Origin of the sequence: Methylobacterium adhaesivum, assembly GCF_022179065.1 — a bacterium.
Classification (GTDB): Bacteria; Pseudomonadota; Alphaproteobacteria; order Rhizobiales; family Beijerinckiaceae; genus Methylobacterium; species Methylobacterium adhaesivum.
The window spans coordinates 63,998-87,658 of record NZ_BPQD01000002.1 but is presented as its reverse complement, the minus strand read 5'-3'; the positions used below and the strand labels follow the sequence as shown (position 1 = coordinate 87,658).

The 23,661-nt window shown below is 71.6% G+C and carries 22 protein-coding genes; 12 read left to right on the top strand and 10 right to left on the bottom strand.

Translation table 11 applies throughout. From position 1 onward, the window contains the following. Positions 1-16 precede the first annotated feature (16 nt). The 3 genes from MFF01_RS02920 to MFF01_RS02910 all read left to right on the top strand — a co-directional run bounded on the left by MFF01_RS02920 (position 17) and on the right by MFF01_RS02910 (position 3,354). A complete protein-coding gene (locus MFF01_RS02920; protein ID WP_238221842.1) occupies positions 17-1,975 on the top strand; it encodes a sensor histidine kinase in 1,959 nt (652 codons plus the stop codon). A gap of 192 nt (positions 1,976-2,167) precedes the next feature. Continuing rightward, positions 2,168-2,920, top strand: a complete 753-nt coding sequence (locus tag MFF01_RS02915; protein WP_238221840.1) for a peptidoglycan-binding domain-containing protein — start codon at positions 2,168-2,170, stop codon at positions 2,918-2,920. Positions 2,921-3,012: 92 nt separating this feature from the next. Further along, positions 3,013-3,354, top strand: coding sequence for a DUF1491 family protein (locus tag MFF01_RS02910; RefSeq protein WP_238221838.1), 342 nt, complete (start codon positions 3,013-3,015; stop codon positions 3,352-3,354). Positions 3,355-3,436: 82 nt separating this feature from the next. On the opposite strand, the gene MFF01_RS02905 is transcribed toward MFF01_RS02910, so the two are convergent. The 4 genes from MFF01_RS02905 to MFF01_RS02890 all read right to left on the bottom strand — a co-directional run bounded on the left by MFF01_RS02905 (position 3,437) and on the right by MFF01_RS02890 (position 9,551). Further along, positions 3,437-4,564, bottom strand: coding sequence for a DUF2336 domain-containing protein (locus MFF01_RS02905; RefSeq protein WP_238221830.1), 1,128 nt, complete (start codon positions 4,562-4,564; stop codon positions 3,437-3,439). 236 nt (positions 4,565-4,800) lie between these two features. Then, complete coding sequence (locus MFF01_RS02900; RefSeq protein ID WP_238221828.1) at positions 4,801-6,357, bottom strand: heme biosynthesis protein HemY; 1,557 nt, start codon at positions 6,355-6,357, stop codon at positions 4,801-4,803. Positions 6,358-6,492: 135 nt separating this feature from the next. Continuing rightward, on the bottom strand, positions 6,493-8,703 hold the full coding sequence (locus MFF01_RS02895) for a COG4223 family protein (protein WP_238221826.1): 2,211 nt from the start codon (positions 8,701-8,703) through the stop codon (positions 6,493-6,495). A 131-nt stretch (positions 8,704-8,834) separates the two neighbouring features. Beyond that, the gene (locus MFF01_RS02890; RefSeq protein ID WP_238221824.1) at positions 8,835-9,551 is read right to left on the bottom strand and encodes a uroporphyrinogen-III synthase; all 717 of its coding nucleotides are present in this window, start codon (positions 9,549-9,551) and stop codon (positions 8,835-8,837) included. A 169-nt stretch (positions 9,552-9,720) separates the two neighbouring features. Between MFF01_RS02890 and tsaD the strand changes: the two genes are divergently transcribed. The 5 genes from tsaD to MFF01_RS02865 are packed head-to-tail and all read left to right on the top strand — an operon-like array spanning position 9,721 to position 13,573. Continuing rightward, entirely contained in the window at positions 9,721-10,764 is a 1,044-nt protein-coding gene (gene tsaD, locus MFF01_RS02885) for a tRNA (adenosine(37)-N6)-threonylcarbamoyltransferase complex transferase subunit TsaD (RefSeq protein WP_238221822.1), read from the top strand. Continuing rightward, positions 10,757-11,638 carry a GNAT family N-acetyltransferase gene (locus tag MFF01_RS02880; RefSeq protein WP_238221820.1) on the top strand — a complete coding sequence of 294 codons (882 nt, stop codon included), beginning with the start codon at positions 10,757-10,759 and terminating at the stop codon, positions 11,636-11,638. Before tsaD ends, MFF01_RS02880 begins: the two co-directional genes overlap by 8 nt. Continuing rightward, complete coding sequence (locus tag MFF01_RS02875) at positions 11,635-12,645, top strand: NAD(P)H-dependent glycerol-3-phosphate dehydrogenase (RefSeq protein WP_238221818.1); 1,011 nt, start codon at positions 11,635-11,637, stop codon at positions 12,643-12,645. Before MFF01_RS02880 ends, MFF01_RS02875 begins: the two co-directional genes overlap by 4 nt. Next, complete coding sequence (locus MFF01_RS02870; protein ID WP_238221817.1) at positions 12,642-13,106, top strand: opioid growth factor receptor-related protein; 465 nt, start codon at positions 12,642-12,644, stop codon at positions 13,104-13,106. Before MFF01_RS02875 ends, MFF01_RS02870 begins: the two co-directional genes overlap by 4 nt. 50 nt (positions 13,107-13,156) lie before the next feature. Next, positions 13,157-13,573 (top strand): EVE domain-containing protein, encoded by a 417-nt coding sequence (locus MFF01_RS02865; protein WP_238221816.1) that lies wholly within the window; start codon positions 13,157-13,159, stop codon positions 13,571-13,573. A gap of 9 nt (positions 13,574-13,582) precedes the next feature. Here MFF01_RS02865 and MFF01_RS02860 read toward each other — a convergent pair whose 3' ends face one another. Both MFF01_RS02860 and MFF01_RS02855 read right to left on the bottom strand, forming a co-directional pair. Then, entirely contained in the window at positions 13,583-14,245 is a 663-nt protein-coding gene (locus MFF01_RS02860; protein ID WP_238221815.1) for a response regulator, read from the bottom strand. Beyond that, positions 14,242-15,678, bottom strand: a complete 1,437-nt coding sequence (locus tag MFF01_RS02855) for an ATP-binding protein (RefSeq protein ID WP_238221814.1) — start codon at positions 15,676-15,678, stop codon at positions 14,242-14,244. The genes MFF01_RS02860 and MFF01_RS02855 overlap by 4 nt, the downstream gene beginning before the upstream one ends. Before the next feature lie 117 nt (positions 15,679-15,795). Between MFF01_RS02855 and MFF01_RS02850 the strand changes: the two genes are divergently transcribed. Both MFF01_RS02850 and MFF01_RS02845 read left to right on the top strand, forming a co-directional pair. Then, complete coding sequence (locus tag MFF01_RS02850; protein ID WP_238221813.1) at positions 15,796-16,689, top strand: DUF6925 family protein; 894 nt, start codon at positions 15,796-15,798, stop codon at positions 16,687-16,689. A 234-nt stretch (positions 16,690-16,923) separates the two neighbouring features. After that, a complete protein-coding gene (locus MFF01_RS02845) occupies positions 16,924-17,838 on the top strand; it encodes a hypothetical protein (RefSeq protein WP_238221812.1) in 915 nt (304 codons plus the stop codon). 93 nt (positions 17,839-17,931) lie between these two features. On the opposite strand, the gene MFF01_RS02840 is transcribed toward MFF01_RS02845, so the two are convergent. Then, positions 17,932-19,641 (bottom strand): DEAD/DEAH box helicase, encoded by a 1,710-nt coding sequence (locus tag MFF01_RS02840; RefSeq protein WP_238221810.1) that lies wholly within the window; start codon positions 19,639-19,641, stop codon positions 17,932-17,934. Positions 19,642-19,948: 307 nt separating this feature from the next. Between MFF01_RS02840 and MFF01_RS02835 the strand changes: the two genes are divergently transcribed. Then, on the top strand, positions 19,949-21,037 hold the full coding sequence (locus MFF01_RS02835) for an NAD(P)/FAD-dependent oxidoreductase (protein ID WP_238221808.1): 1,089 nt from the start codon (positions 19,949-19,951) through the stop codon (positions 21,035-21,037). A 7-nt stretch (positions 21,038-21,044) separates the two neighbouring features. Here MFF01_RS02835 and MFF01_RS02830 read toward each other — a convergent pair whose 3' ends face one another. The 3 genes from MFF01_RS02830 to MFF01_RS02820 are packed head-to-tail and all read right to left on the bottom strand — an operon-like array spanning position 21,045 to position 22,554. Then, the gene (locus tag MFF01_RS02830) at positions 21,045-21,761 is read right to left on the bottom strand and encodes an FAD-binding oxidoreductase (protein WP_238221806.1); all 717 of its coding nucleotides are present in this window, start codon (positions 21,759-21,761) and stop codon (positions 21,045-21,047) included. After that, a complete protein-coding gene (locus tag MFF01_RS02825) occupies positions 21,754-22,359 on the bottom strand; it encodes a sulfite oxidase-like oxidoreductase (RefSeq protein WP_238221804.1) in 606 nt (201 codons plus the stop codon). Before MFF01_RS02825 ends, MFF01_RS02830 begins: the two co-directional genes overlap by 8 nt. A 30-nt stretch (positions 22,360-22,389) precedes the next feature. Then, positions 22,390-22,554, bottom strand: a complete 165-nt coding sequence (locus MFF01_RS02820; RefSeq protein WP_238221802.1) for a YqaE/Pmp3 family membrane protein — start codon at positions 22,552-22,554, stop codon at positions 22,390-22,392. A gap of 133 nt (positions 22,555-22,687) precedes the next feature. Between MFF01_RS02820 and MFF01_RS02815 the strand changes: the two genes are divergently transcribed. Then, positions 22,688-23,626: a DUF2336 domain-containing protein gene (locus MFF01_RS02815; protein WP_238221801.1), complete on the top strand. Its 939-nt coding sequence runs from the start codon at positions 22,688-22,690 to the stop codon at positions 23,624-23,626. Positions 23,627-23,661 lie beyond the last annotated feature (35 nt).

The window sequence follows — 23,661 nt, the reverse complement described above, 5'->3', positions numbered from 1 at the left end:
GGGCGTCGGACGGGCCATGTCGGTCCCCTCCGCGCTGTGCGTGTCGGTATTGCGTATCTACGGTGCCCTGGCCTCCCTCATCGATACCCGCCTGGCGGGTCTCGTCCACGAGTCGGTCGTGGACGATGCCGCCGTGCGGTTTCGCCACGAGCGCTTCCTCGTCTCGCGGCTCGCCACCGGCCTCGTGATGATGCTGAGCCTGCCGCCCTACCTGCTCCTGCGCGGCGTGCCGAGCGGGGTCGAGGCCTTCGCCATCGTGAGCCTTCTTCTTCCGCTGTTCGCCGCCGTGCTGCTGTCGCGCACCGGTATCCTGTGGGTGGCCCACGCCATCTCGTCGGCCGGACTTACCGGCCTTGTCGTGTGCCTTGCCATGATGACCGGCGGCGTGAATTCCGCCGCCGCGATCTGGCTCGTGGCGATCCCCCTTGAGGCGGTTGTTTCGGGCTCACGCCGCGCCACCCTGGCCGCCGCGATCATCACCGCCGTCGGGGCGCTGTCCATCGCGTTCCTGCCGCCTCTCGGGGTGAGCGGCGTGGTGATGGAGTGGTCGCGGACCCTCGCCATGCCGGTCTTCGCCATCACGGCCATCGGCCACATCGCCGCCCAGGCCATCGAGCACTTTCGTCACGAGGGCCGGTGGCTCGCCAAGCTGCGCGACAACGAGTTGCGCGATCGTACCCTGCTGTCGGCCATCGACGACCTCGTGACATGGCACGACCACAACGGTCGTGTCATCGAAGCCAGCGCCTCGTCGGCCCGTTTCGTCGGGGCCGAGGCGAGCCGCCTGCGCGGGTACGGACTCCTCGACCGCGTTCATATCGGCGACCGGCCGGCCCTGCTCCAGACCCTCAGCGACGTCGCCGCCCATGGTGCCCCCGCCACGGTCCAGTTCCGCCTTCAGTTGGACGCCGCTGCCGTGCGAGCGGACGGCGCGCCGCGCATGATCTTCGCCGAGATGCGGGCCCACCGCATCGATGGCACCCGTACGGGCCTGTCCGAATCGGGATCGAGCGTCGTGGCCGTGACCCGCGACGTCACCGAGCATCGCCGCCACGCGGAGGAGCTGGAGCGGGCCCGCGCCGAAGCCGAGCGCGCCGACGAGGTGAAGAGCCGCTTCCTCGCCACCGTGAGCCACGAGCTGCGCACGCCGCTGAACGCCATCATCGGTTTCTCCGAGGTGCTGGCGGGCGAGGGCGCCATGACCATCGCCCCGGAGCGCAGCCGGGAATATGCCGGCATCATCGGTGATTCGGGCAAGCACCTCCTCGACGTGGTCAACACTCTCCTCGACATGTCCCGCATTCAGAGCGGACATTTCGACTACGCGCCGGAGACCTTCGACCTCAATGCCCTGGTCCGGACCTGCTGCGACCTGATGCAGCTCCGGGCCGAGAAGGCGAATCTCGTCCTCGTCCGCTCAGCGGACACGGCGCCGATCCTCATCACCGCCGACCTGCGCGCCTGCCGCCAGATGATGACAAACCTCCTGTCGAACGCCGTGAAGTTCACTCCAGCCGGCGGCCGGGTGGAAGTCGCCGTCCGCCGCTCCGACAGCCACATCGACCTCATCGTGACGGATACCGGCATCGGTATCGCCGCCGCCGATCTGCCGCGGGTTGGCGATCCCTTCTTCCAGGCGCAGAGCGACACGCGGCGCTCGCACGAGGGGACGGGTCTCGGGCTCTCCGTCGTCCAGGGCCTCGTCGGCCTCCATGGCGGCGCCATCGCCATCGAGAGTGTGCCGGGTCACGGCACGAGCGTCATCGTCACCCTGCCGGCCGTGTGCCGCGAGGAGGCGAACCTCGCCGGCCCGGCGCCCATCCGCACGGCGTCGCGGACACCGGGCGGCCTCGCCGACGCGTTCCACCCGCCTGCGCCGAGCCGCCGGCCCATCGGGCTGTTCGACGCGGCCTCCGATCCCGTCCGCGAGAGCTACGTGCCCGGCGTGGTTTCACCCCTGCGACGCGCCGGATGAGCCCGGCCCGCTTGCCCGAACGGCCGACCACCGATCGTTCCGGTCGGCCCCATCCTCATGGATGGGGCGACCGCGTTTCGAGCGGTTTCGTCTTGGCGAGCCGAAACCTCGGCTCGCTCGAATCATCCGTGCGTCGCCGGTTCGCGGCGCGGCCGGTGGCGACCTGTGCGCAACCGTCCTGAGGGAGCCGCCATGCGCGATCAGCGCGAGATCATCGTTCCGCCCCAGCCGCGAGGCCCCCGGGCGGATGCCGCCACCCGGCGCCAGCGCGCCGCCACGGACGCGCGGCCGAGCGGCTGGCTTGCCGATTTCGGGGCCGTCGGCCGCTGGGCCGGGCGCCTCTGCCTGAGCCGGCCCGGCGACGTCGTCGGTTTTCTCGTGGTGGTGGGAGCCGCGTCCTACATCTCATTGAATGCCCTCGGCTACCAGATCGGTCGCCATCCCGCGCCGATCTTCCCGAAGGTCGCGCCGCGCGTCACCGCCGACCGGCCTCCCGTGCGTCGGATCGAGACGGCGAAGGCGGAGGCGGGGCAGGCCGTGAAAGCCGCGACGCCGAAGGCCGAGGCTGCCAAGGTCGAGACAGTCCGGACCGAGACCGACAAGGCCGAAGCGCCCAAACCGGACGCACCCAAGGCCGAGGCGCCCCGCATCGCCCTGATCCAGCCGGCGCCTCGCCCGGTCTCGCGGGAGACCATCGGCGACATTATCCGCGAGGGCGAGACCACGTCCTCGGTGACGCCGAAGGTGGATCCGGCGGTGGCCAAGGCCCAACGCGCCCTGGTCAAGCTCGGTTACGGTCCCCTCAAGGCGGACGGGGTTCTGGGAACGGGCACGCGCGCGGCCATCGAGCGGTTCGAACGTGACCGCAAGCTCCCGGTCAAGGGCGAGCCCACGGGCCGCACCTTACGCGAACTCGCCGCGCGCGCGGCCGCCTCTCCGGGCTGACCGTCACCGTTCGCGCCGGGTCGTACGGGCGGGCCCGCGAAGACGGCAGCGCTGCCATCTCGCTTCGCGAAAAAGTCGGCTATAGGCGCGCGATGGCACGCTTGCGTTCGGATTTCTGGGTCTCGGCCCATCTGCGCCGCCTCGGCGTCGAAGGCATCGCCGCCGTGCAGCGGCGGCGCGGCGCGGCGGAGGCGGGGGCGATCTTCGTGAAGGTCGACCGTCTCGACGGCCGGGCCGACCTCTATGGGCCGGCACCCCAATCCCTCGTCGACACCGAAGGCGATGACGACCGGCGCTTCGTCGCCTTACTGCAGGAGGCCGAACCCGCCGATGTCGAAACCCGCATCGGCAAGGAACTGCGCTTCGACGGCGACCTCTGGATCGTCGAGATCGACGACCGCGCCGGCCGCCACCTCCTCAATCTCGCCGAATAGAGCATCGTCCCATCCGACAGCCTCCGGGTGTCCGGAGACGATGTATCCAAAGCGGCGCGGCCCCGATCGATCGAAGCGTCCGTCAGGACGTCTGGCGCACGCGGCCGGGCAGGGCGGGGCGCAGGGGCGTCCGCTCGACTGCCGCCGGGGAGACGCGCGGGCGCGCGGCGTCGGGGGCATTGTAGGGCTGGTGCGTGCGCGCATCGCCCGCGCGCTCGGGGAGGGCCGTGTCGACGATGGCGGCGAGCAGGCTGCGGGCGGCCGGGCGCTGAACCTTGCGGAACAGCCTCACGAGTTCGAACACCCGGTCGACGGAGCGCGACACGGTCTCGTTCAGGGTGAGGAAGACGTAGACCGCCTCTTCCTCGTGCAGGCCGACGGCGCGTAGGGCCAGGGTGAGGAGATCGTAGCGCAGGTGCGGGTCCGGCGTCGTCGCGAGGAAATCCCGGCGCAGACCGAGCATCTCCGCCAGGGCGCCGATGAAGCCGGCGATGTCGCCGCGCCCCGAGAACCCGGTGAGAACGGCGCCGGCTTCGCGCGGTGGCGGCGGGCATGGGCGCAGGGCCGCCTGTGCGGCGACAGCTTCGCCGATGGCGTCCCGATGCGCCTCGTCGGCGTAGAGGAACAGGGGCGAGAGGTCCGCCGGCGCCAGATCGGCGCGGGCGAGGAGCGCCTGGCCCAGCGCAGCTGACCGGCGACCGCGCCCGACGAGGCGGGCCAGGGTCTCGGCCCCGAAGGTGATGTGGGTGTTGTGCGCGAGCGCCATGTCGACATCGGCCACGTCGCGGGCCGACAGGGCGTTGGCGGTGCTCCGATCGAGGTCTGCCCGTCCGGCGATGGCGGCACCGAGGTCGGTGCCATCCGCCAGGGCGGCCTCGATGATGGAGGGGGTGAGACGCGGGGCCTGAGCCACCACGGCGTCCCGGATCTTGCCGCCGCGCGCGGCGAGAATCGCCAGGACGCCGGGCGGCGTCTCTGGGAAAGCGGCGAGCTTGCGGGCGACGATCTCGGCGGTCTCGTCGTCGACGATGGGGATTAGCCCGCCGGCCAGGGCCTCGAACGCCTCCAGTGTCTTGCGGTCGCGGAACGGCGCGGACAGAAACAGGTCCGTCTGCACCCGCAGGATCACGGGTTTCAGATCGAGCGTGTCGAGGCGCGACAGTTCGATCAGGCCGGAGAGGTCCGGCGCATCGTCGACAGATGGGTGCATGGCACTTCGATTACGCAGAACTCGCTGGTGTAAGACTTAGCGAATTTGCGTGAATCAGCCTTTAAGGCCCCCGGAGCCGGATCGTTTCGTCTTGCTCCATCCCCGCAAATCACAGGGGCGACGCCGCGGGAACGATGCGTCTCGCCGTTCGCCATGCGGATCATGCCGTAAACGAAAGAGGCCCACCGGTCCCCTGGGCGGGAGACGATGGGCCTCGGGTGCTTTTGCCCGGAGTCTTAGAGGGCTTGCCGCGCCTTTCCATCTCCGGCTGCGCCGGTTTTTTCCACAGCCTTGGGCATCGGTATGACCACGGGCGACGCCGTGCCGGCCGGCATCGGGTTGGTCGGAACGGCGCCCGGTGTCGTGGGAGCGGCCCCGGAAACGTGCGATGCGGCGCCGTTCAGGCCGGGGATCGCCGGCTGTACGACGGGCGTCTTCGCATCGAGGGGCAACGGCGCGGCTTCGGGCGCGGCGGTGTCCTCGGGGCGGGGCTCCGACGGACCCGCCAGCACCTCCGTCGGCGTCTTCCACACGAAGGCGTCGAGGCGGCCGGTGACCGGGGAGATCGGCGCCCAGGTTTCGGAGGCCACGCCATCGGCGATCCACATGGCGTCGCGCGGAGCGTGGGCCGCACGGGAGAGCCACTCGCGGGCGCGGGCCGAGCCGGACCCGTGCTCGGTCTCCTCCAGGCGCGCCATGGCGAGGCAGGTGCGCACGCTCGGCCGGTCGGCCAGAAGCGGTGCCAGAGCCTCGCGGGCCTTGGTGAATTCGCGTGCCTCGTAGGCCGCCTGCGCCATGGCGAGGCGGGCCTCGGGGTGCCATGACGAGATCCGCGCCAGGGTCTCGGCCCGGGCGAGGCGGTCGCGGACGGAATCGCCCGTGCGCAGGGTCAGGTATGTCTTGGCGAGGTCCGGATGCGGTCCGGCGCGCCAGGCGGCCTCGAGGACCTTGCCGGCCCGGCGCAGGTCGCCCCGGCGGGCGAGGAGCCGCCCGGCCAGCGCCGCCGCCGGCACGAGATCGGGGGCGAGCTTGACGGCCCGCATCACCCGGTCGGTGGCGGCTTCAGGCTCGCCGGCCTCGCGCTCCTGTGCGGCGGCGGTGAGCAGCACGGCGCGCTGGCGCCGGGCGAGGCTCTTCTCGATGAGACCCAGGGAGGCGCGGCGCTCGACGGTCTCCGTCGCGCCGGTCCAGTCGCCATCGGCACATTGCGCTTCGAGGACCGCCTCGTTGGCCCAGGTGACGCTCGGGGCCAGACGGGCGGCCTCCGCGGCGTAGGCGCGGGCGGACACGTCGTCCTCGCGGCGGCGGGCCTCGACGAACAGGCCGCGCAGGCCGAGCACCCGCGTCTCGGGATCGTCGACCATCCGCTGGAATGCCGTTTCCGCGGCCTCGCGGTCGCCAGAAATCTGCGCCGCCTGCGCCTTCAGGAGCAGGGCGAGGGGTTCGGCCCCGAGGAGGCGCTCGGCGTCGTTGGCATGGCGCCGTGCGGCCATGGGGTCGCCCGAGCCCACGGCGACCATGCCCCGCGACAGGGCGGAGTAGCCCTTGGCCCGGCGCCGGTCGCGCGAGCCCCGCACCAGGGTCTCGGGCAGGGTGATGAGGCCGCGCACGACGGCCCAGATGAAGCCGACGACGATGGCCGCGATCAGGACGCCGATGAGGGCGATGGCGAGGCTGATGACCACCTCGTAACCGCTCCACACAATGGTGACGGTTCCGGGATGGTCGGCGATCCACGTCGCGCCGTAGGCGGCGACGGCGAGGAGGGCCAGGAAGGCGAGAGCGCGCCACATGGGATCAGAAACTCCTGGGCGTGGCGCCGGTCGAACCGGCGGCGCCGTAATCCGGGAACGGGAGCGGCCGGCGCGCCCGTCGATGTGAGGGTCGGTGAGCGTCGGGCGCGCGGTCCGCGCCCAGGAGAGATTTGCTCACCGTTGGGCGCCTACGCCGGGCAGCCCCTTGAAGGCTTCCGCCAGAAGGCCCTGGGCCGCCTCGCCCGCTGCTGCCCGGGATTTCAGCCGGGTGCCGAAATCGCCGGCTTCGGCGCGGACGTTCTCCGGGAGAGCGGCGAAGGCCTGGGCCGCCTCGCCGACGGCCCCACGATCGAGGGCGTCCTGCACCTTCGGCAGCGGGTCGGCGGCGGCGATACCCTGCGCCGCGGGGGCGGGAGTATCGACCTTGCGGACCTGAACGATGGACTCGGCCATGCTCATGAGCTTCTGACCGAGATCGCCGGTCTCTGCCACGGAGCGGACCTGGGCGGCCCGGCGGCTCGCGGCGATCTTGTCCGCCACAGTACGGAACTCCGCCGCCAGGGTCCGGGCCGTCGGCGCGCCGCGATCGGCGAAGACCGCCACGGCGGTGAGCTTGGCCGGATCGCCGGGCTCGTAGTTGCGCAGGGCCGCCAGGGCATCGGCGTAGGGGGTGCCGGCGTTGAGGGCGGTGACGATCCGGTCGGCGGCCACAACCCGCAGGGCCGCCTGGACGGTTGCGGTTTCGGCGCGGGCCGACAGGGCCTTGTCGATGCCGGCGATCTTCTCTCCCTGCGCCTGGATCTGGGTCTCGACCTGCCGCTCGATGCCCTTGGCCGCTTCCGAGGCCTGCGCCTTCGCGGTCTCGGCCGCCTGCTGGCTCGCCTGCGTCGCGGCCTGCACCTTGGCGTCGAGGCTCTGCTGCACTTCGGTCAGCTTCTGGTCGAGGCTCTGGGTCGCCTCCGTATTGGCCTTCACGCGAGCCTCGACGGCGGTCTGAAGGGCGGCGAGCTTCGGCGCGAGGTCGGGCTGCTCGGCGGGTTTCTGCACGGCGGCGATCTGGCCTTCCAGGGTCTTCACCCGGTCGGCCAGGGCCGTCACCTGCTGGGCCTCGCCGTTCGAGGGCGCCACCGTCATGCGCGGTTCGCCGCCCTGCTGGCCGGGCTCCTCCTGAAGGGCGGAGATGCGCTGGTCGAGGCTGTCGAGGCGCGCGGTGATCTCCGCCGGCAGGGTGGCGGCCGACGGTGCGGCGCCGTCGGCGGCGGGCGCCGGGACCGCGCTGGCCTTCTGAAGGGCTTCGCGGGCCGTGGATACGGCCTCCGGCACCGCCTTCAGGGCGGTCTCGTTGGAGGCGATGCGCTGGGACAGGCGCGCGACCTCATCCTTGGGGGCCAGGGCCGCGATGCGCTGATCGAGGGCGGCCAGACGCCCATCGTCGGCGGGCGGCAGTACGCCGGCCCGCTCGATGCCGAACAGCAGGCCGGCGCCGATCACGCCGCCGAGGAGGCCGGCCGTGGCCACGGAGCCGAAGCCCGGACCGCGCGGGGCGGGTGCCGCGGCGGCGGGTGCCGAGGAAATCTTCGGCGTCGTGCCGCCGGTCGTCCCCGAGGTCTTGGCCGCCTCGGGTGTCGAGGCGCCGGACGTCGTCTTCGGATCGGAGGCCTTGTCGCCCGGCTTTGCGGCGCCCGGCGTCGCGCCGATACCCGGCCCCGAGCCGGCGCCCATCGCGCCCGTGCCCGTCGCGGCGGTCTTCTGGGCCGGCGGCGGATCCGGAAGGCGCTTGGCCTTCAGGTCGATGATCGGACCATCCGTGGCCGCGCCGGCCGGACGCACCGGGGTGGCGGACCCGCCGGGGAACGTCGCCGTCTTCGGCGCCTCCTTGACGGGCTCGGCCTTCGTGGCCTCCCCGGCGTTCGGGCCGCCCTTGATTGCTTCGGCCTTGCCCGGCTCGACCTTGCCCTGCTCGACCTTGCCCGTCTCCTTCGAGGCCTCGGGTTGAGCGGACTTCGCCTCCGCCGGCTTCCCGATCTCGACCACCTTCGGGCCTTCGCCCGGCTTGATGGCGCCCGGGGTCTTCGGTGCCTCGAACGACTTGGAGGCTTCAGCAGGCTTTGTCGCGTCAGATGCCTTAAGGGGCTCCGGAGCCTTCGCGGCGCCCGGCTGGGCCGTCACCGGGGACGCCGGCTTGGCACCCTCACCGGAGGGATTCGCCTTCGACGCATCGGGCTTCGGTCCGGACATGTCCGGCTTACCCGTGACAGGATCGGATTTTGCGCCCGGCACGGTCGACGGGTTGGCCGGCGACGGCACGGACGCCTTCGCGGCCTCGGGCGCGCGCGAGCCGGGCGTATTGCCCGGTCGGTTGGCGTCGCTGTTGGGTGGTTTCACGGCTCGTTGCTCCCTTCCGGATGCTGCCGATGTCGCCTGCACCGGGTCGGAGCCCACGGGTTCGGCGATCGCGGCCCAGCTTGTTGAAATCGTCCTAGCACCACGGCCCGCGCCTGAGCGAGGCCCTTCCGTCAGGTTCCCGCCATCAAACCTGCGAGAAGGGTCTCCTCATCCGGACGCGCCGCCACGAGACATGTGGCGAACCCGGCCTCCACCAGGGGGGCGGCCACGTCGCCAGACAAGCAGTAATGCCTGAGCACGCCGAAAGCTCCGCTTCGTCCGGCCTGCCGTGTCAGCGCCAGGGCGGTTTCGGCGCTGCGCCGCGAGTAATGCAGTACTGCGTCGAGGCTGGGGGGGCGCGCCGCGAGGGCGTCCGCCACGGCCGGGGGCAGCACGGGCTGGGCCTCGGCCGCGTAGGCGACCACGGCGGTGACGGGATGTCCCGCCGCCCTCAAGGAAAGGGCCGGCTCGGTTTTCCCCTCCGCACCCGTGACGTGCAGGAGCGCGCTGCCCGCCGGCAGGCTCGCGCACACGAGGGCCGCGAGGCGGACCGCATCGCCACCCGCCTCCCGCACGTCCGCGAGACCGGCCCGGCGGGCGAGAGTTGCCGTGCGTCCGCCCACGGCGAAGACCGGAATGGTCGCGAACCGCATCCGGTCCGCCGCGTTCAGGGCCGCGACGCCGTTGGCGCTCGTGAGCAGCAGGCCGGCGAAGGCGCCCTCGGGCAGGGCGCTCCCGGTCGGGCAGATGGTCAGCACGGGCGCGACGAGGGGCGTCAGGCCCATCGCCACGAGGCGCTGCCCCGTCCGCGTCGCCCCCGGCTCCGGCCGTGCCACCCAGATCCGCATGCCGCTCCATTCCGTCCGGTCGTTGCCCTGATACCGCCGGGGCGGCTAGGATGCATCGATCATATTCACCCACGGTCGCGAGGGCCTTGGGCTTTTCTTCACGCGATGGGCGCAGTCTTCGTCCGCCCCCGTCCCGGATCGCCCGCTCCCGCATGAATGCTTTTGCCCCATGAACGTCCTCGGCATCGAAACCACCTGTGACGAGACCGCCGCCGCCGTGGTCGCGCCGGGTGAGGGGGGGCGTGGGCGCATCGTCTCCAACGAGGTCCTGAGCCAGATCGCCGAGCACGCCGCCTATGGCGGCGTCGTGCCCGAGATCGCCGCCCGCGCCCATGTGGAGGTTCTCGACCGGCTCATCCAGCGCGCCCTCGACAATGCCGGCCTGCGACTGGCCGAACTCGACGGCATCGCCGTGGCGGCCGGTCCCGGCCTCATCGGCGGCGTGCTCATCGGTCTCGTCACCGCCAAGACCCTGTCCCTCGTGGCGCGGAAGCCCCTCATTGCCGTCAACCACCTCGAGGCCCACGCCCTCACGGCGCGGCTCACGGACGGGATCGGCTTTCCCTATCTCCTGCTCCTCGCCTCCGGTGGTCACACGCAACTCGTGGCGGTGAAGGGGGTGGGCGACTACGTGCGCCTCGGCACCACCATCGACGACGCCATCGGCGAAGCCTTCGACAAGGTCGCCAAACTCCTCGGCCTCGGCTACCCCGGCGGGCCCGAGGTCGAGCGGATGGCCGAGACCGGCGACCCCGAACGCTTCGCCCTGCCGCGCCCCATGCTCGGGCGGCGCGAGGCCAACTTCTCTCTGTCGGGCCTGAAGACTGCCCTGCGGATCGAGGCGGAGAAGCTCGCGCCCCTGTCCGGCGCCGACGTCGCCGACCTCTGCGCGAGTTTCCAGGCCGCTGTGGTCGACGTCGTCGTCGACCGCCTGCGCGTCGCCATGCGCGACTTCGCCGAGGTCGCCGGCCATCCCACCGCCCTCGTGGCCGCCGGGGGCGTGGCGGCCAACGGCGCCATCCGGCGGGCGCTCAGCGCCCAGGCCGGCGAGGCAGGCCTCGCCTTCGTGGCGCCGCCCCTCGCCCTGTGCGGCGACAACGGCGCGATGATCGCCTGGGCCGGTATCGAGCGCCTGCGTCTGGGCCTCGTCGACGATCTCACCGCGCCGGCCCGGGCCCGCTGGCCGTTCGCGGAGCCGAAGGCGGTTGCCTGACGCCGCGCGCGGGCGCTGGCGTGAGCTCGTCGAGCGGCGCCTGCCGCAGGCCGCGCGGCCGGATTGGCCCGTCCACCGCGACCATTGCTTCGCGCGCATCCTCCTCGACAACACCTGCGGCGGCCCCTGGCGCGAGAGCGTCCGGGCGCCCGCCTGGGCGAACCTCTCGGCGGATCAATGCGCCGCCGCGATCGGTCTCGGCGAAGCGGTGCTCGCCGGGCGCGCCGACCTCGACGTGCTGAACCGCCGCTCCCTGGCTCTGCGCGGCAAGCTGCGGAAGCCGGAGAGCGTCACGCCCCCACCCGACGGCCTTCGCGACGGTGACCTTGTGCTGCGACGCTGGCAGGCGGGCGACGAAGCTGCCTTCGCGGCGCTCGGCGCCGATCCCGAAGTGATGCGCCATTTCCCCGGGCTCCACGACGCGGCACAGAGCCGGGCCGACTTGCGCGGTTTCCAGCATCGTTTCCGGGTCGACGGCTTCGGCCCCTGGGCGGTGACGCTGGTGGGCGAGGGCCTCGTCGGCCTCGTCGGGGGCGCCCGTGTCATGCGGGTGATGCCGTTTCCCGGAGGCGATCGGCCGGGCGAGACTGTCGAGTTGTGCTGGCGCCTCGCCCGTTCGGCCTGGGGGCGGGGCATCGCCACCCGGGCGGCCCGCCTCGCCCTCGGCGATCTGTTCGGCCGTTGCGGCGTGGCCGCCGCCGTCGCCTTCACGGCGGAGAGCAACGATCCGTCCCGCCGGGTGATGGAGCGCCTCGGGATGAGCCCGGACGGCGGGTTCGCTCATCCGGCCCTGCCGCCGGGGCATCCCCTCGCAGCCCATCTGCTGTATCGTCTCACGGCGGCATCGTTCGAATCCGGAAGGCTTGGCGCGTGAGCACCACACAGAATTCCGCCACGCGGATCGGCGTCGTCGGTGGCGGCGCCTGGGGCACGGCGCTTGCCAACGCGGCGGCGGCCGCCGGCCACGAAGTGACCCTATGGCTGCGCGACCGGGACGCGGCCCGGCGCCTGGAGGAAACCCGCGAAAATACCCGCTACCTCCCCGGCGTGCCGCTCCACCGCCGGATCGCCGCGACGGCCGAAGCGGACACCCTCGGGGCGGCCGCGACCGTCCTCGTCGTGGTCCCGGCCCAGACCGTACGGAGCGTTTTGGCTGACCTCGGGGGCACCTTCGCGCCGGGTGCCGCCATCGTGCTCTGCGCCAAGGGGATCGAACGCGGCAGCGACAGTTTCATGAGTGCCGTCGCGGCGAGCGTCCTCGGCCCCGCCGCCCCGATCGCCGTCCTGTCCGGCCCGAGCTTCGCGGCGGATGTCGCCCGCAACCTGCCCACGGCCGTCACCCTGGCGGCGGCCGATGCGACCCTCGCGGCGACCCTCGCGGCGACCCTGTCTGGGCCGACCCTGCGCGTCTACCATACGGATGACGTGCGGGGGGTCGAGGTTGGCGGGGCGGGCAAGAACGTGCTCGCCATCGCGTCGGGCATCGTCGCCGGGCGAGGCCTCGGCGAGTCGGCCCGCGCCGCCCTCATCGCGCGGGCCTTCGCCGAACTCATGCGCTTCGCGCGGGCCTATGGCGGCCGGGCGGAGACCCTCATGGGCCTGTCGGGCCTCGGCGACCTCGTCCTCACCGCCTCCTCGCCGCAGTCGCGCAACTTCGCCTTCGGCCTCGCCCTCGGGGCCGGCGCCTCGCCCGAGGCGGCCGCCGGCGGCAAGCTCGCGGAAGGCGCCTACACCGCCGCCGCGCTGATGGCCCTCGCACGGGCGCGCAGTGTGGAGATGCCCGTCGCCGAGGCCGTGGCCGCCATCGTGGCGGGGGAGGCGAGCGTCGAAAGCGTCATCGCCGCCCTCTTGGCGCGTCCCCTGAGGGGGGAGGCCGAGTGACGGCCGGCCGGATCCACGCGTTCCTGGCGGGCGACGGCCGCGACGGCGCCGGGCGCCGGCTCGCCGACGTGCTCGCCTTCGACGATGCGCGCATCGAGGGCGTGCACGACTTCATCCAGTGGTGCTTTCCGCTTCCTGAGGCGAGCCGGGCCGTGCCGGGCGCCCCGGTTCTCACCCCGGACGAGGCCGCGTCCATCCGCACTGACGCCGCCGCCGGGGCGGGCCTGCGAGCCGCGCGGGATCGCATGATGCGCTTCTATGCACGGACGGATGGCTGGCTGCGCCCCCACGACCACAACCACCTGCGCATCACCCGCATCCTGCATGCCCTGCGCGATCTCCTCGGGCGGCAGGAGGCGCGCGCCTTCCACGCCTTCGTGCTGGCCCGCAACGCCGAGGCCGGCGCGCCCGTCAGCGCGAAATCCCTGGGCTACTGGGCGAACGCCCTGGCGGGGGACTGACGGTCGCGCTTGCGCGGTGGTAAGGCACGCGCCGTTTCCCGGAGATCCCGATGGCCCACTGGCTCTACAAGTCCGAACCCGCGACCTGGTCGTGGGACCAGCAGATCGCGGCCGGCGCCGGCGGCACCCACTGGAACGGCGTACGCAACCACGTCGCAAAGAAGAACCTTCAGGCCATGGAGGTCGGCGATCTCGGGTTCTTCTACCATTCCAACGAGGGCAAGGCCGTGGTGGGGATCGTCGAGGTCATCCGCCCGTATTACCCGGACGATTCCGACCCCACGGGCCGCTTCGGCATGGTGGATCTGCGCGCCGTGGAAACGCTCCCCCGGCCCGTCAGCCTGGAGGCGATCAAGGCCGAGCCGCGCCTCGCCGCCATGGTGCTGGCCAACAATTCCCGCCTGTCGGTCCAGCCCGTGACGGAGGAGGAATGGGCGATCGTGCGGGCAATGGGCGGGATGGCGTAAGCCTGCCCGCTACCCCTGCCGCTGGGCTTGCGTCACCGCCACGTGGATGAGTTCGGCGAGCGTGCGAACGCCGAGCTTCTGGCGCATCTGCGAGCAGGCATTGGTGACGGTCTTGTAGCTCACCGACAGGTCGCTCGCGATGGCGCCGTAGGATTTGCCCTGGGCCAGACGCGCCAGGATCTGCTGCTCGCGCGGGGTGAGCTGGGCTTCCGGCGTGCGGCGCGGGTCCGTGCGCAGCATGGCGACCTCCGTCGCGAGGCGCCGGTCGAGGTAGACCTGACCCGCGCGCACCCGGTCGAACGCCTCGAACAGCTCGCCCGACGCGTGGTCCTTGAGGACGTAGCCCAGGGCCCCGGCTTCGAGGGCCCGGGCGACGATGACCGGGTCGTTGTGCATGCTGAACACGAGGATGCGCACCTGCGGGTCGACGTCGCGCATCCGGCGCACGAGGGCGAGGCCCGCGAGTCCGCTCCCCTGAAACGTCAGGTCGCAGATCACCATCGCGGGCTTCAGGCGATGGAAGGCCCGGTAGCCCGCGACCACCGTCGTGGCCTCGGCGATGCGCTCGATGCCCGCATCCTCGAGCACCCGGCGGCAGCCCTGGAGCACGATCGGGTGATCGTCGATAACGAGGACCGGCGCCTTCGTCTGGGTAGTGTGAATCGCGTTCATGCCTGGGGAATCGCGCTCGTGTCCTCGTGCCGTTCGGGTTCGAACGGTATCCTGATCCGGACAACCGTTCCGGGTGTGCCGTTGTCAAGCACCAAAGTGCCACCGAGGGCTTCGACGCGCTCGCGCATCCCCGACAAACCGAGTCCCACCCGGTGGTCGGGGGCAATTCCACCGCCGTCGTCGCGCACGCTGATGGCGATGTGCGCCACCGATCCGTCGTGCGTCTCCCGGGCGTCCACGGAGACGTGTTCGGCGCGGCCATGGCGCACGGCGTTGGTCATGCTCTCCTGGATGCACCGGAACACCGTGAGGTCGGTCACGTCGCCGTAGCCGGCTCCGAGGCCCTCGAACGTGCCCGTGAAGCGCGTGCTCGAATGCCGCCGGGTGAAGTCGCGCAGAAGTAGCACGAGGCACTCGGGCAGGGGCACCTGCCCCAGGGCGTGCGGCCGCAGTCTGTTGAGGAGGTCGCGGTTCAGGGTCTGGACCTGGCCCACGATGGCGCTGATCTCCTCGGCGCGTTGGGCAAGCTTCGCCCGGTCGGGCTCGGCCTCGGCCCGGGCCATGCGGATCACCGAGGCGGCGTTGGCCTCCAAGGCGAACAGGCAGGGCCCGAACTCGTCGTGGAGTTCGAGCGCCGTCGCCCGGCGTTCGTCGTCCTGGGCGGTGAGAAGCTGGCGGTTGAGCCGGCGGTTGGCCGCGCGGGTCTCCGACAGGGCCTGGGCCACGCTGTTGAACCGGGCGGCGATGACGGCGAGTTCGCGCGAGGCCGGGGGCGCGAGGCGTGCGGTGTAGTCCTGCCGCTCGAGCTGGGTCAGGCCCTCGGCTACCTCGGTCAGGGGGGCCAGTACCCGGCCGAACGCCACGTAGAGGGCGGCAAGTAACCCGAGGCTGACGAGCAGGCTCGCCAGCGACAGGGAGGCGGCATAGGCCCAGACCTCGTCGATTTCGTCGCGGGGCTGGGTCGTGATCCGCGCCGCGCCGATGCGCTGGCCCTGGACGACGATGGGCAACTCGTGCTGGCGCGGCTCGGGCGCGATGAGGGCGACGAACCAGTGCGGCGCCTCGTAGGAATCCCGGCGCGGGCGCTGCGACGGCGCCTGTACGACGGTACCCGAGGCGTCGAGGACGGTGACGCGCACGTGGCGCAGGCCCTGGACGCGCAGGCGCAGGGTCTGCAGCAGGGTGTCGGGCGAGGCCGCCTGTGCCAGATCGATGGTGTCGGAGACGAGAAGCTCGACATTGGCGAGCGCCGCCTTCATCTCGACCTCGACGGCGGAGCGCGCGTTGAGCACGATCACGCCGCACGACAGCAGGGCCGCCAGGACATCGATGGCGATGACGAGGACGATCATCCGGGTGCGTGTCGGCCAGCGCGCCCAGAACGTGGGGCGGGCGGCCCAGGCGGGCGGACTCGATGCGGGGGCCGTCGTCATGGTTCGGAGTGCCGGAGCGGGGAGGGACTGCGTCTCGCTTGTAGGCCCAGTCCGGGCGCGAGGGAACGCGCGCCGTCGCGCCATCCCGCCGCTCGGAGGGGAGGGGAGGCGGCCGGTTTGATCCGTGACGGGCAGACGAACCGCGATATCCTCGCCGCCTACCTCGACGACCCGGCGAGCCGCTGGAGTCTCGGCGGGTTCGGGGCCGGCGCCGAGTTCGGCCATATCCCCGGCGAACCGGTCGTGGCCCTCGAGCCTTTCGTCCGCGTGACGCCACGCGGGGCCCTGCGCCTCGAACTCTCGGACGATCTCGTGCCGGTGGCCTACGAGACCGGGTTGCGGGGTGGCTGGAGCCACGCCGTCGCCCTGTGCCGCCCCGAGGCGACGGCCCTCGTCCGGGGCGCGGACGGGATCGTGGCGTGCGGGCCGGATGCGGGGGCCGCCCGGTTGGAGGATCGCGACGCGCCGCTGTTCGACCTCGGTCTCGACCTTCCGCAGGGTTGGGCGGCCCTGCGGACCCGCGATCCCCATCTCGTCCCGCGGCTGCAGAGCGCCTGCGGCGGGGTGGCCTTCGCCCCCGGCTCGCCGGTGCCGGGTCTCCTCGCCGATCGGCGGGTCGACGTGGTGATGATGACCCCCCTCGGGCGGATCGAAGTGTTCGCCGGCATTCCCCCTGCCGCCGGCGGACCGCGCGCCTACATCGCCCAGGAGGTGATGCGCCTGAGGCGGACCCACGCGGCCACGGCGCCGATTCCGCCGGGCCTCGTGCCGTGCGCGCATCTCCACCCGCCCCATTCCCTCCGCGAGGCGGATGGGCGGCCGATCCCGTTCGACCGGCACCGGCATGACGCGTTCCAGGCGTTGCTGGCCCGCTGGGGCGACTCGGACGCCGTCGCTCTCAAGGCCAGGCTCCGGGCCGGCGACGCCCTGCCGCGCGACGCCGACCGGCGTGTCCGCGCCTTGGCGCGAGTCGTCGCGGCGCAAGCGACCTGGGTTTCGGCTTCGACCTGACGCCAAGGCCGTAAGACCGGGACTGCGTCGTCCTGGGATGCCTTAAGTCGAACCGTGACACCACTCCTTAAAGCATCGGTCTTAATCCAGGCCTGAATCGAATACCCTCGCGCTTCCACTGTGGAAACGCTGCCGGACATCTTCATGCCCCATTGTCGGGATCAGATCTCGGACGTTGCATCGCATCAGGGATCGGGATCGGTCGCCGGATGCGTACGGAATGAGGCTCCGCTGATGTCGATCGCCATCGATCCGTCCGAAATGCGCGTCTCGGCCCCGGTCAAGCGGCGGGGGCCCTCGCGTGTCGGTCATCTCGCCCTCCTCACGGTCCTGGGAAGCGCCGGCCTCGTCGGTCTCTCGGTCGGGGCCTACTCGATGCTGTCGGGGCTTGCCGGTCCCTCGGCCTCCGGGGTTCGCATCGGCCGTGTCTCGGCCGACTGGCCGGACCTGCGCGACGGCGTGCCCGCCCTCGTGTCGACCGCCAAACGTCCGGACCCGGTGTCGGCGCCGGTCACCGTGGTCGAACCGATCCGGACAGAGGCCGCCATCGTCTCGTCCGAGGGCGTGACGGCCGATGCGAAGCTCGCCGCCACGACCGATGCGACAGTCGCCGCCAAGTTGAGCGATATCAAGCCGGCCGACAGCGCCCGCGTCGAGGCGAAGCCCACCGAACTCCGACCGGCCGAGGCGCCCCGTCCCGCCAAGGTCGCGAGCATCGCACCGGCCGCGAAGCCCGCCCGCCTGCCGGTGATCGAGAACGCCGCAACGGTGCCGCCAGCACCCGCCGTCCCCCTCGTCGAGAAGGCACGGTCCGCCCCCATCGTTGCTCCGACGGCGCATGAGACCACTCGCGCGCGTGCCGCCACGGGGACGAGCTTCGCGGCCCTTCCGCCAGCCGCTGCAGCAACGGACGCACCCAAGCCAAAGGCCGCCGTGGCGCGGGCCAAACCTGCCGGCAAGCCTGCGCCGGCCGCCGCCGCGACCGAAAGGGTCGCGGCTGCGCAACCGCCCCAGGCCGCCGAACCGGAGGCCGAGGAGACGGAGGTGTTCGGCATGAAGGTGCCGTCCCTGGCCCCCGTTGGACGCAAGTTCGCCGAGGGCGTCGAAGCCATCGGCAATGCCGTGAAGCGTTTGCCCGAGCAGTTCTGACGCCGTTCCCTCGACGCCGTAGACCCAATGAAGAAGAGCGCGATCCCGGCTGGGATCGCGCTCTTCTTCATTAAGTGTCGCGGTCGGGCGTGCTTAGAGCTTCGCGCGACGCGGCTTCTTGACCATCTCGCGCTCGTGCCGGGCTCCGCGCGGGCTCTTGAAGCCCTTCGGGCCGGTGGCCTCCGTCTCGCCGCCGTCGAGGATCGCCTCGACCTGGATCTCCGGCGAGCCATTCTTGGCGAAGGTCTGGGCGAAGCGCGACGCCGCGCCACCCCGGACCTCGAACTTGGTTTCCCGGTCGAAGATGCGGATGGCGCCGATCTCCTGGCGGCCGATATTGCCGCGCCGGGTCAGCATCGGCAGCAGGCGGCGCGGATCGGCGTTGTCGCGCCGGCCGAGGTTGAGCCGGAACCACACGGCGGGGCCCTGCGCCTCGATGGCGTCGGCGTCGGCCGGATCGTAGGCCGGCCGGGCCTTGCGCTCGGGGCCGGCGCCGGGATCGGTCACGTCCTCGGGCTCGGGCAGGCGCGAGCGGTAGATGCGGGCCAGCGCCGCCGCGAGTTCCTGCGGCGTGCGCTGGGACAGCAGGGTCTCGCCCATCGCCACGTCTTCCTCGGCGGGCGCTTCGGTGAAGATCGGGTCCTGCCACATGCGCTCGCCGTCGAGCTTGCGGATCTCGTCCGCCGTCGGCGGGCCGGCCCACTCGGCGTTCACCTTGGCGATCATGAGCATCTGCTCGGCCCGCCGGCGCTTCGAGGCCGGAATCAGCAGGACGGAGGTGCCCTTGCGGCCGGCGCGGCCCGTGCGGCCGGAGCGGTGCTGCAGCACTTCGGCGTCGTGGGGCAGGTCGGCGTGGATCACGAGACTGACGGTGGGCAGGTCGATGCCGCGCGCCGCGACGTCCGTCGCGACGCAGACCTTGGCGCGGCCGTCGCGCAGGGCCTGGAGGGCGGCGTTGCGCTCGCCCTGGCCGAGTTCGCCCGACAGGGCCACGGCCGAGAAGCCCCGCTCGGTCAGCACCGCCTGAAGGTGGCGCACGGCGTTGCGGGTGTTGCAGAACACGATGGCGGTGGGCGCATCGGTGAAGCGCAGGGTGTTGACCACCACGTGTTCGAGTTCGCGCGGCACCACGCGCACGGCGCGGTAGGTGATGTCGGAGTGGCCGCGCTCCTGGCCCTTCACGGCGATGCGCAGGGCATCGTTCTGGTAGCGCTCGGCCAGCGACGCGATGGCCTTCGGCAGGGTCGCGGAGAACAGCAGCGTACGCCGCTCCTTCGGCGTCACCGAGAGGATGAATTCGAGATCGTCCCGGAAGCCGAGGTCGAGCATCTCGTCGGCCTCGTCGAGGACGACGACGCGCAGATCCTGGGTCGTGAGGTTGCGGCGCTCGAGGTGGTCGCGCAGGCGGCCCGGGGTGCCGACGACGATGTGGGCGCCGTCGTTGAGCTGGCGGCTCTCGCGGCGCGGGTCCATCCCGCCGACGCAGGCGATGACCCGCGCACCGGTCTCGGCATAGAGCCACGACAGCTCGCGCTCGACCTGAAGGGCGAGTTCGCGGGTCGGCGCGATGACGAGGGCGAGGGGGGCGCCCGCCGGGCCGAGGCGCTCCGCCCCGTCGAGGAGGGTTTCGGCGAAGGCGAGGCCGTAGGCCACGGTCTTGCCCGAGCCCGTCTGGGCCGAGACGAGAAGGTCGCGCCCCTGCGCGGCCGCCTCGATCACCGCATTCTGAACGGGTGTGGGGTCTTCGTAGTCACGCGCGGCCAGAGCTCGGGAGAGCGGGGCCGGCAGGGTCGGAAAGGGCACTGAAGAGCCTTGCGGGCAACAGGCGAGAATCCCGCGGGGGATGGCCGCGCGGCGCGCGGATCGATCCCCTCGATGCGTAATTCCGGCCTCGAACGGTTACGGATACGGGGCGTTGTAGCCGGAACCGCGTCGGCGCGCCATCTCCGCGTACGCATGGGAGGTCTCCCGCACAGCTAAGCCCTGCATTTGGCAACGACGACGCTCGGATCGGGCGCCGGCCGCGCCACCGTGGCGGTGGTGTTCCGCGCGGCCCTCGTGTTCCCTTGCCGCCGGTGATTCGGCGCAACCCCTGACGCGGCAGGACCCAGTGAGCGACGTTCTCGTCATCGGCGCCGGTATCGTCGGCTTGGCCGTCGCCCGTGCCCTGGCCCTGCGCGGCCATGCCGTCGTGGTGGCGGAGGCGGAGGGCGCCATCGGCACGGGCGTTTCCGCGCGCAGCTCCGAGGTGATCCACGGCGGGATGTACTACCCGGCCGGATCGCTGCGGGCCCGCCACTGCGTCGAGGGCGCGCGCCGGCTCACCGCGTTCTGCGCCAGCCACGGGGTGCCGCATCGGGCCTGTGGCAAGCTCATCGTCGCCACGCAGGAGAGCGAGCACGCGGCCATCGCGGCGATCCACGCACGCGGCCTCGCCAACGGCGTCGCGGGGTTGGCGCTCCTCGACGGGGCCGAGGCCCGTGCCTTGGAGCCCAATCTCGCCTGCGTCTCCGCCCTGCACGCGCCCGGCACCGGCATCGTCGACAGCCACGCCCTCATGCTGGCGCTCCAGGGCGACTTCGAAGACCGGGGCGGAGCCGTTGCCTTCCACAGCCCGGTCGCGCGGCTGGAGTCTTCCGGAGGCAGTTGGCGGGCGCGGGTGAACGGTGACAGCCTGCCCTTCGATGCTGTGGTCAACGCTGCGGGCCTCGGCGCCCAAGCCTTGGCGGCGCGCGTCGTGGGCTATCCGTCAGAGGGCGTGCCGCGCCGCGTCCTCGCCAAGGGCAGCTATTTCGGCTGCCTCGGCCGCCCGGCCTTTTCCCGGCTGATCTACCCCGCCCCCGTCGAGGGCGGCCTCGGCATTCATCTTACCCTCGATCTCGCTGGGCGGATGCGCTTCGGTCCCGATGTCGAATGGGTCGAGGCGGAGGATTACGCCGTCGATCCAGGGCGGGCCGAAGCCTTCGCCCGGTCGATCCGACGCTACTGGCCCGGGCTCCCCGATGGTGCGCTCACGCCGGACTATGCCGGAATCCGTCCCAAGCTCACGGGGCCCGGCGAGCCGGCGGCGGATTTTCGCATCGACGGTCCGGCGGAGCACGGCTTTGACCGCCTCGTCCACCTGTTCGGCATCGAGAGTCCGGGTCTGACTGCGAGCCTGTCGCTCGCCGAGGAGGTCGCCGACCGGCTGTTCGCGTGAGCGCCCGTTAGCCGCCGAAGCGCTCGGTCCGGATCGTGCGGGGATCGAGGCCGGCCTCGACGAGCAGGTCGGACGCGGCCCCAACGAACGGGTTGGCGCCGCAGATGAAGGTGTGGCGCGGGGCGCCGAGACGCTCCAGTGCCTCGCCGATGAGAGCGGCGTCGATCCGCCTTCCGCCATCGCCCGTGAGGTTCAGCATGAGGTCGAAGCCCGGCTCCGTCTCGGCTCGCCGGACGAGTTCGTCCTGCACGAGAACCTCGTCCGCCGCGCGCACCGAGTAGATGAGGAGCGCCGGGATGTGCGGCGCGGCGGCGGCCCGGTGGCGCAGCATCGCCAGGAGGGGTACGACCCCGGAACCGCCGCCGACGAGAAGGAGCGGGCCGCCATCCTCCGGGCGCCAGACGAAGGCGCCGCCAATGGGGCCGCGCAGCTCCAGGGTGTCGCCCACCTCCGCGACGCCATCGAAGAAGCCCGACACCTCTCCCTTGGGCAGGCCTTCCACCATGAGTTCGATGGTGCCGTCCCGGCTCGGCGCCGAGGCGATGGAATAGCTGCGCTGGGCGCGGTAGCCGTCCGGCGCCGTCAGCCGGATCTCGACATGCTGGCCCGCCACGGCCGGACGGTCGAACGTCACGGCCAACCGGAAGCTCTTCACCCGGTGGGTGATGGGTGTGATGCCGACGATCGTGGCGTCGAGCCAGGGGAGGCGTGGCCCTTCAATCACCGGTGAAGCGCTGCTCGCGCCACGGGTCGCCGTACATGTGGTAGCCGCGCATTTCCCAGAAGCCGCCCTCGTCCTTCTGGGTGAAGCGCAGGCCCTTGAGCCATTTGGCACTCTTCCAGAAATAGAGGTGCGGCACGAGGAGCCGCGCGGGGCCGCCATGGTCGGAGGTGATCGGGGCACCATCGTAATGGGTCGCGACCATGGCCCGGCCGTCCGTGAGGTCGGCGAACGGCACGTTGGTGGTATAGTCGTCGTAGCCCTCGGCGAGAGCGAAGGCCGTGGGGGCGTCCACGCCGGCATCCGCCAGGAGATCGTCGACGCTCACGCCTTCCCACGCGGTATCGAACTTGGACCATTGCGTGACGCAGTGGATGTCGCCGCTCCAGCGCGTGCGCGGCAGCGCCCCGAACTCCGCCCAGCTCCAGCTCTTCAGCGGGCGCGATCCCGCCCGTAGGGTGAAGCGCCACGTGTCGAGATCGATCCGCGGATTCGGACCGATCTGCAGGACGGGAAAGTCTTCCGTGAGGGATTGGCCCGGCGGCAGACGCACTCGCGTCGTCTCCGGTGGACGTCGCCCCGTGAAACCCCGCGTGCTCATGCTGTATCCGTCATCGGCTCGGGCTCCGGATCAGCGATCCCGCATCACGATCCACAGGGCGTGAATCATGCCCGGAACGATGCCGAGGACCGTGAGCAGGATGTTGAGCAGGAACTGCAACCCGATGCCGGCGGTCACCAGAACCGCGAGGGGGGGCAGGAAAATGGCGAGCAGGATGCGAACGAGATTCGACACGTGGACTCCGCGGGGTCGTGAGGCCGTGAACCGGCGCGGTGGTAACGATGTGAACCATTCGAAGGTTTCCGGTTCGGATTTCTAAACGTCTCGCTGGCTATATGATGGGAGGCTCTCCGCAACGCGATCGTGCATGGTCAAACCACTCATTAAGAAGGTCGAGCACGCCGTCGCCATCGGCACGGATCGGCACCGGCAATCGATGCTGCGCAGAATCACGACCCTGTTCAGCGACCATGCCACACATCTCGGCGAGACCGAGCTGCAGCCGTTCGCGGCGGTCATGCTGCACCTCGCCCGCAACGTCGATCCCGCGGGTCGTGCAAGTTTCGCCAGGACCATCGCCGACATGGGCAACGCCCCGCGCAGCGTGGTGCGTGATCTCGCCTTCGATTCGGAGATGACCATAGCCGGGCCGGTCCTTGCCCGCTCCGCTCGCCTGACCGAGGACGACCTCATTCGCATCGCCAGGGTCGCTAGTCTCTCGCATCTCGATGCGGTCTCGCGGCGGCAGATCCTGAGCGAGCCCATCACCGAAATTCTTCTCACCAGGGCGGCGATCGCAGCGGTACGGCGCATCGCCGGAAACGAAAGTGCTCGGCTGTCGGAGGCCGGTTTCGGCCTCCTGATGAATCGTGCGCAGGACGATCAGGTCTTGCGCGCGATTCTCGGCCTGCGCCGCACGGTGCCCGAAGGATGCCTGATCGCATTTCCTGAGGCTGCCATACCCGGCAGTGGGATCGACCGCGACGAGCAGGCCATCGGGACCCTCATCGTCGGCGGTCAAGTGGACGAGGCCCTCGAGGTCGTGGCCCGGGTGGCGGGCGTGTCGTTGGAGAGCGCGCGCCAGGCCTTCCGCAGCGAGAATCTCGACAGGCTGCTGTTCCTCGTGCGCGCCGCAGACCTCGGTTGGGGAACTTTGAAGAGCTTGATTCAAGTTCAGCCCACCCGTCGCCGCCTCAAGCCGGAGGAAATGCGGGCCCAGTTCGAGGCGTTTCAGGCCCTGCCCGTCGCCACGGCCCGCCGTTCCTTGGAGTTCGTCAGCGCCCCGGACATCGCCAGGGTCGCTTGACGCCCCCACGCGTCGGCCCCACCCCTCCCGCCAGG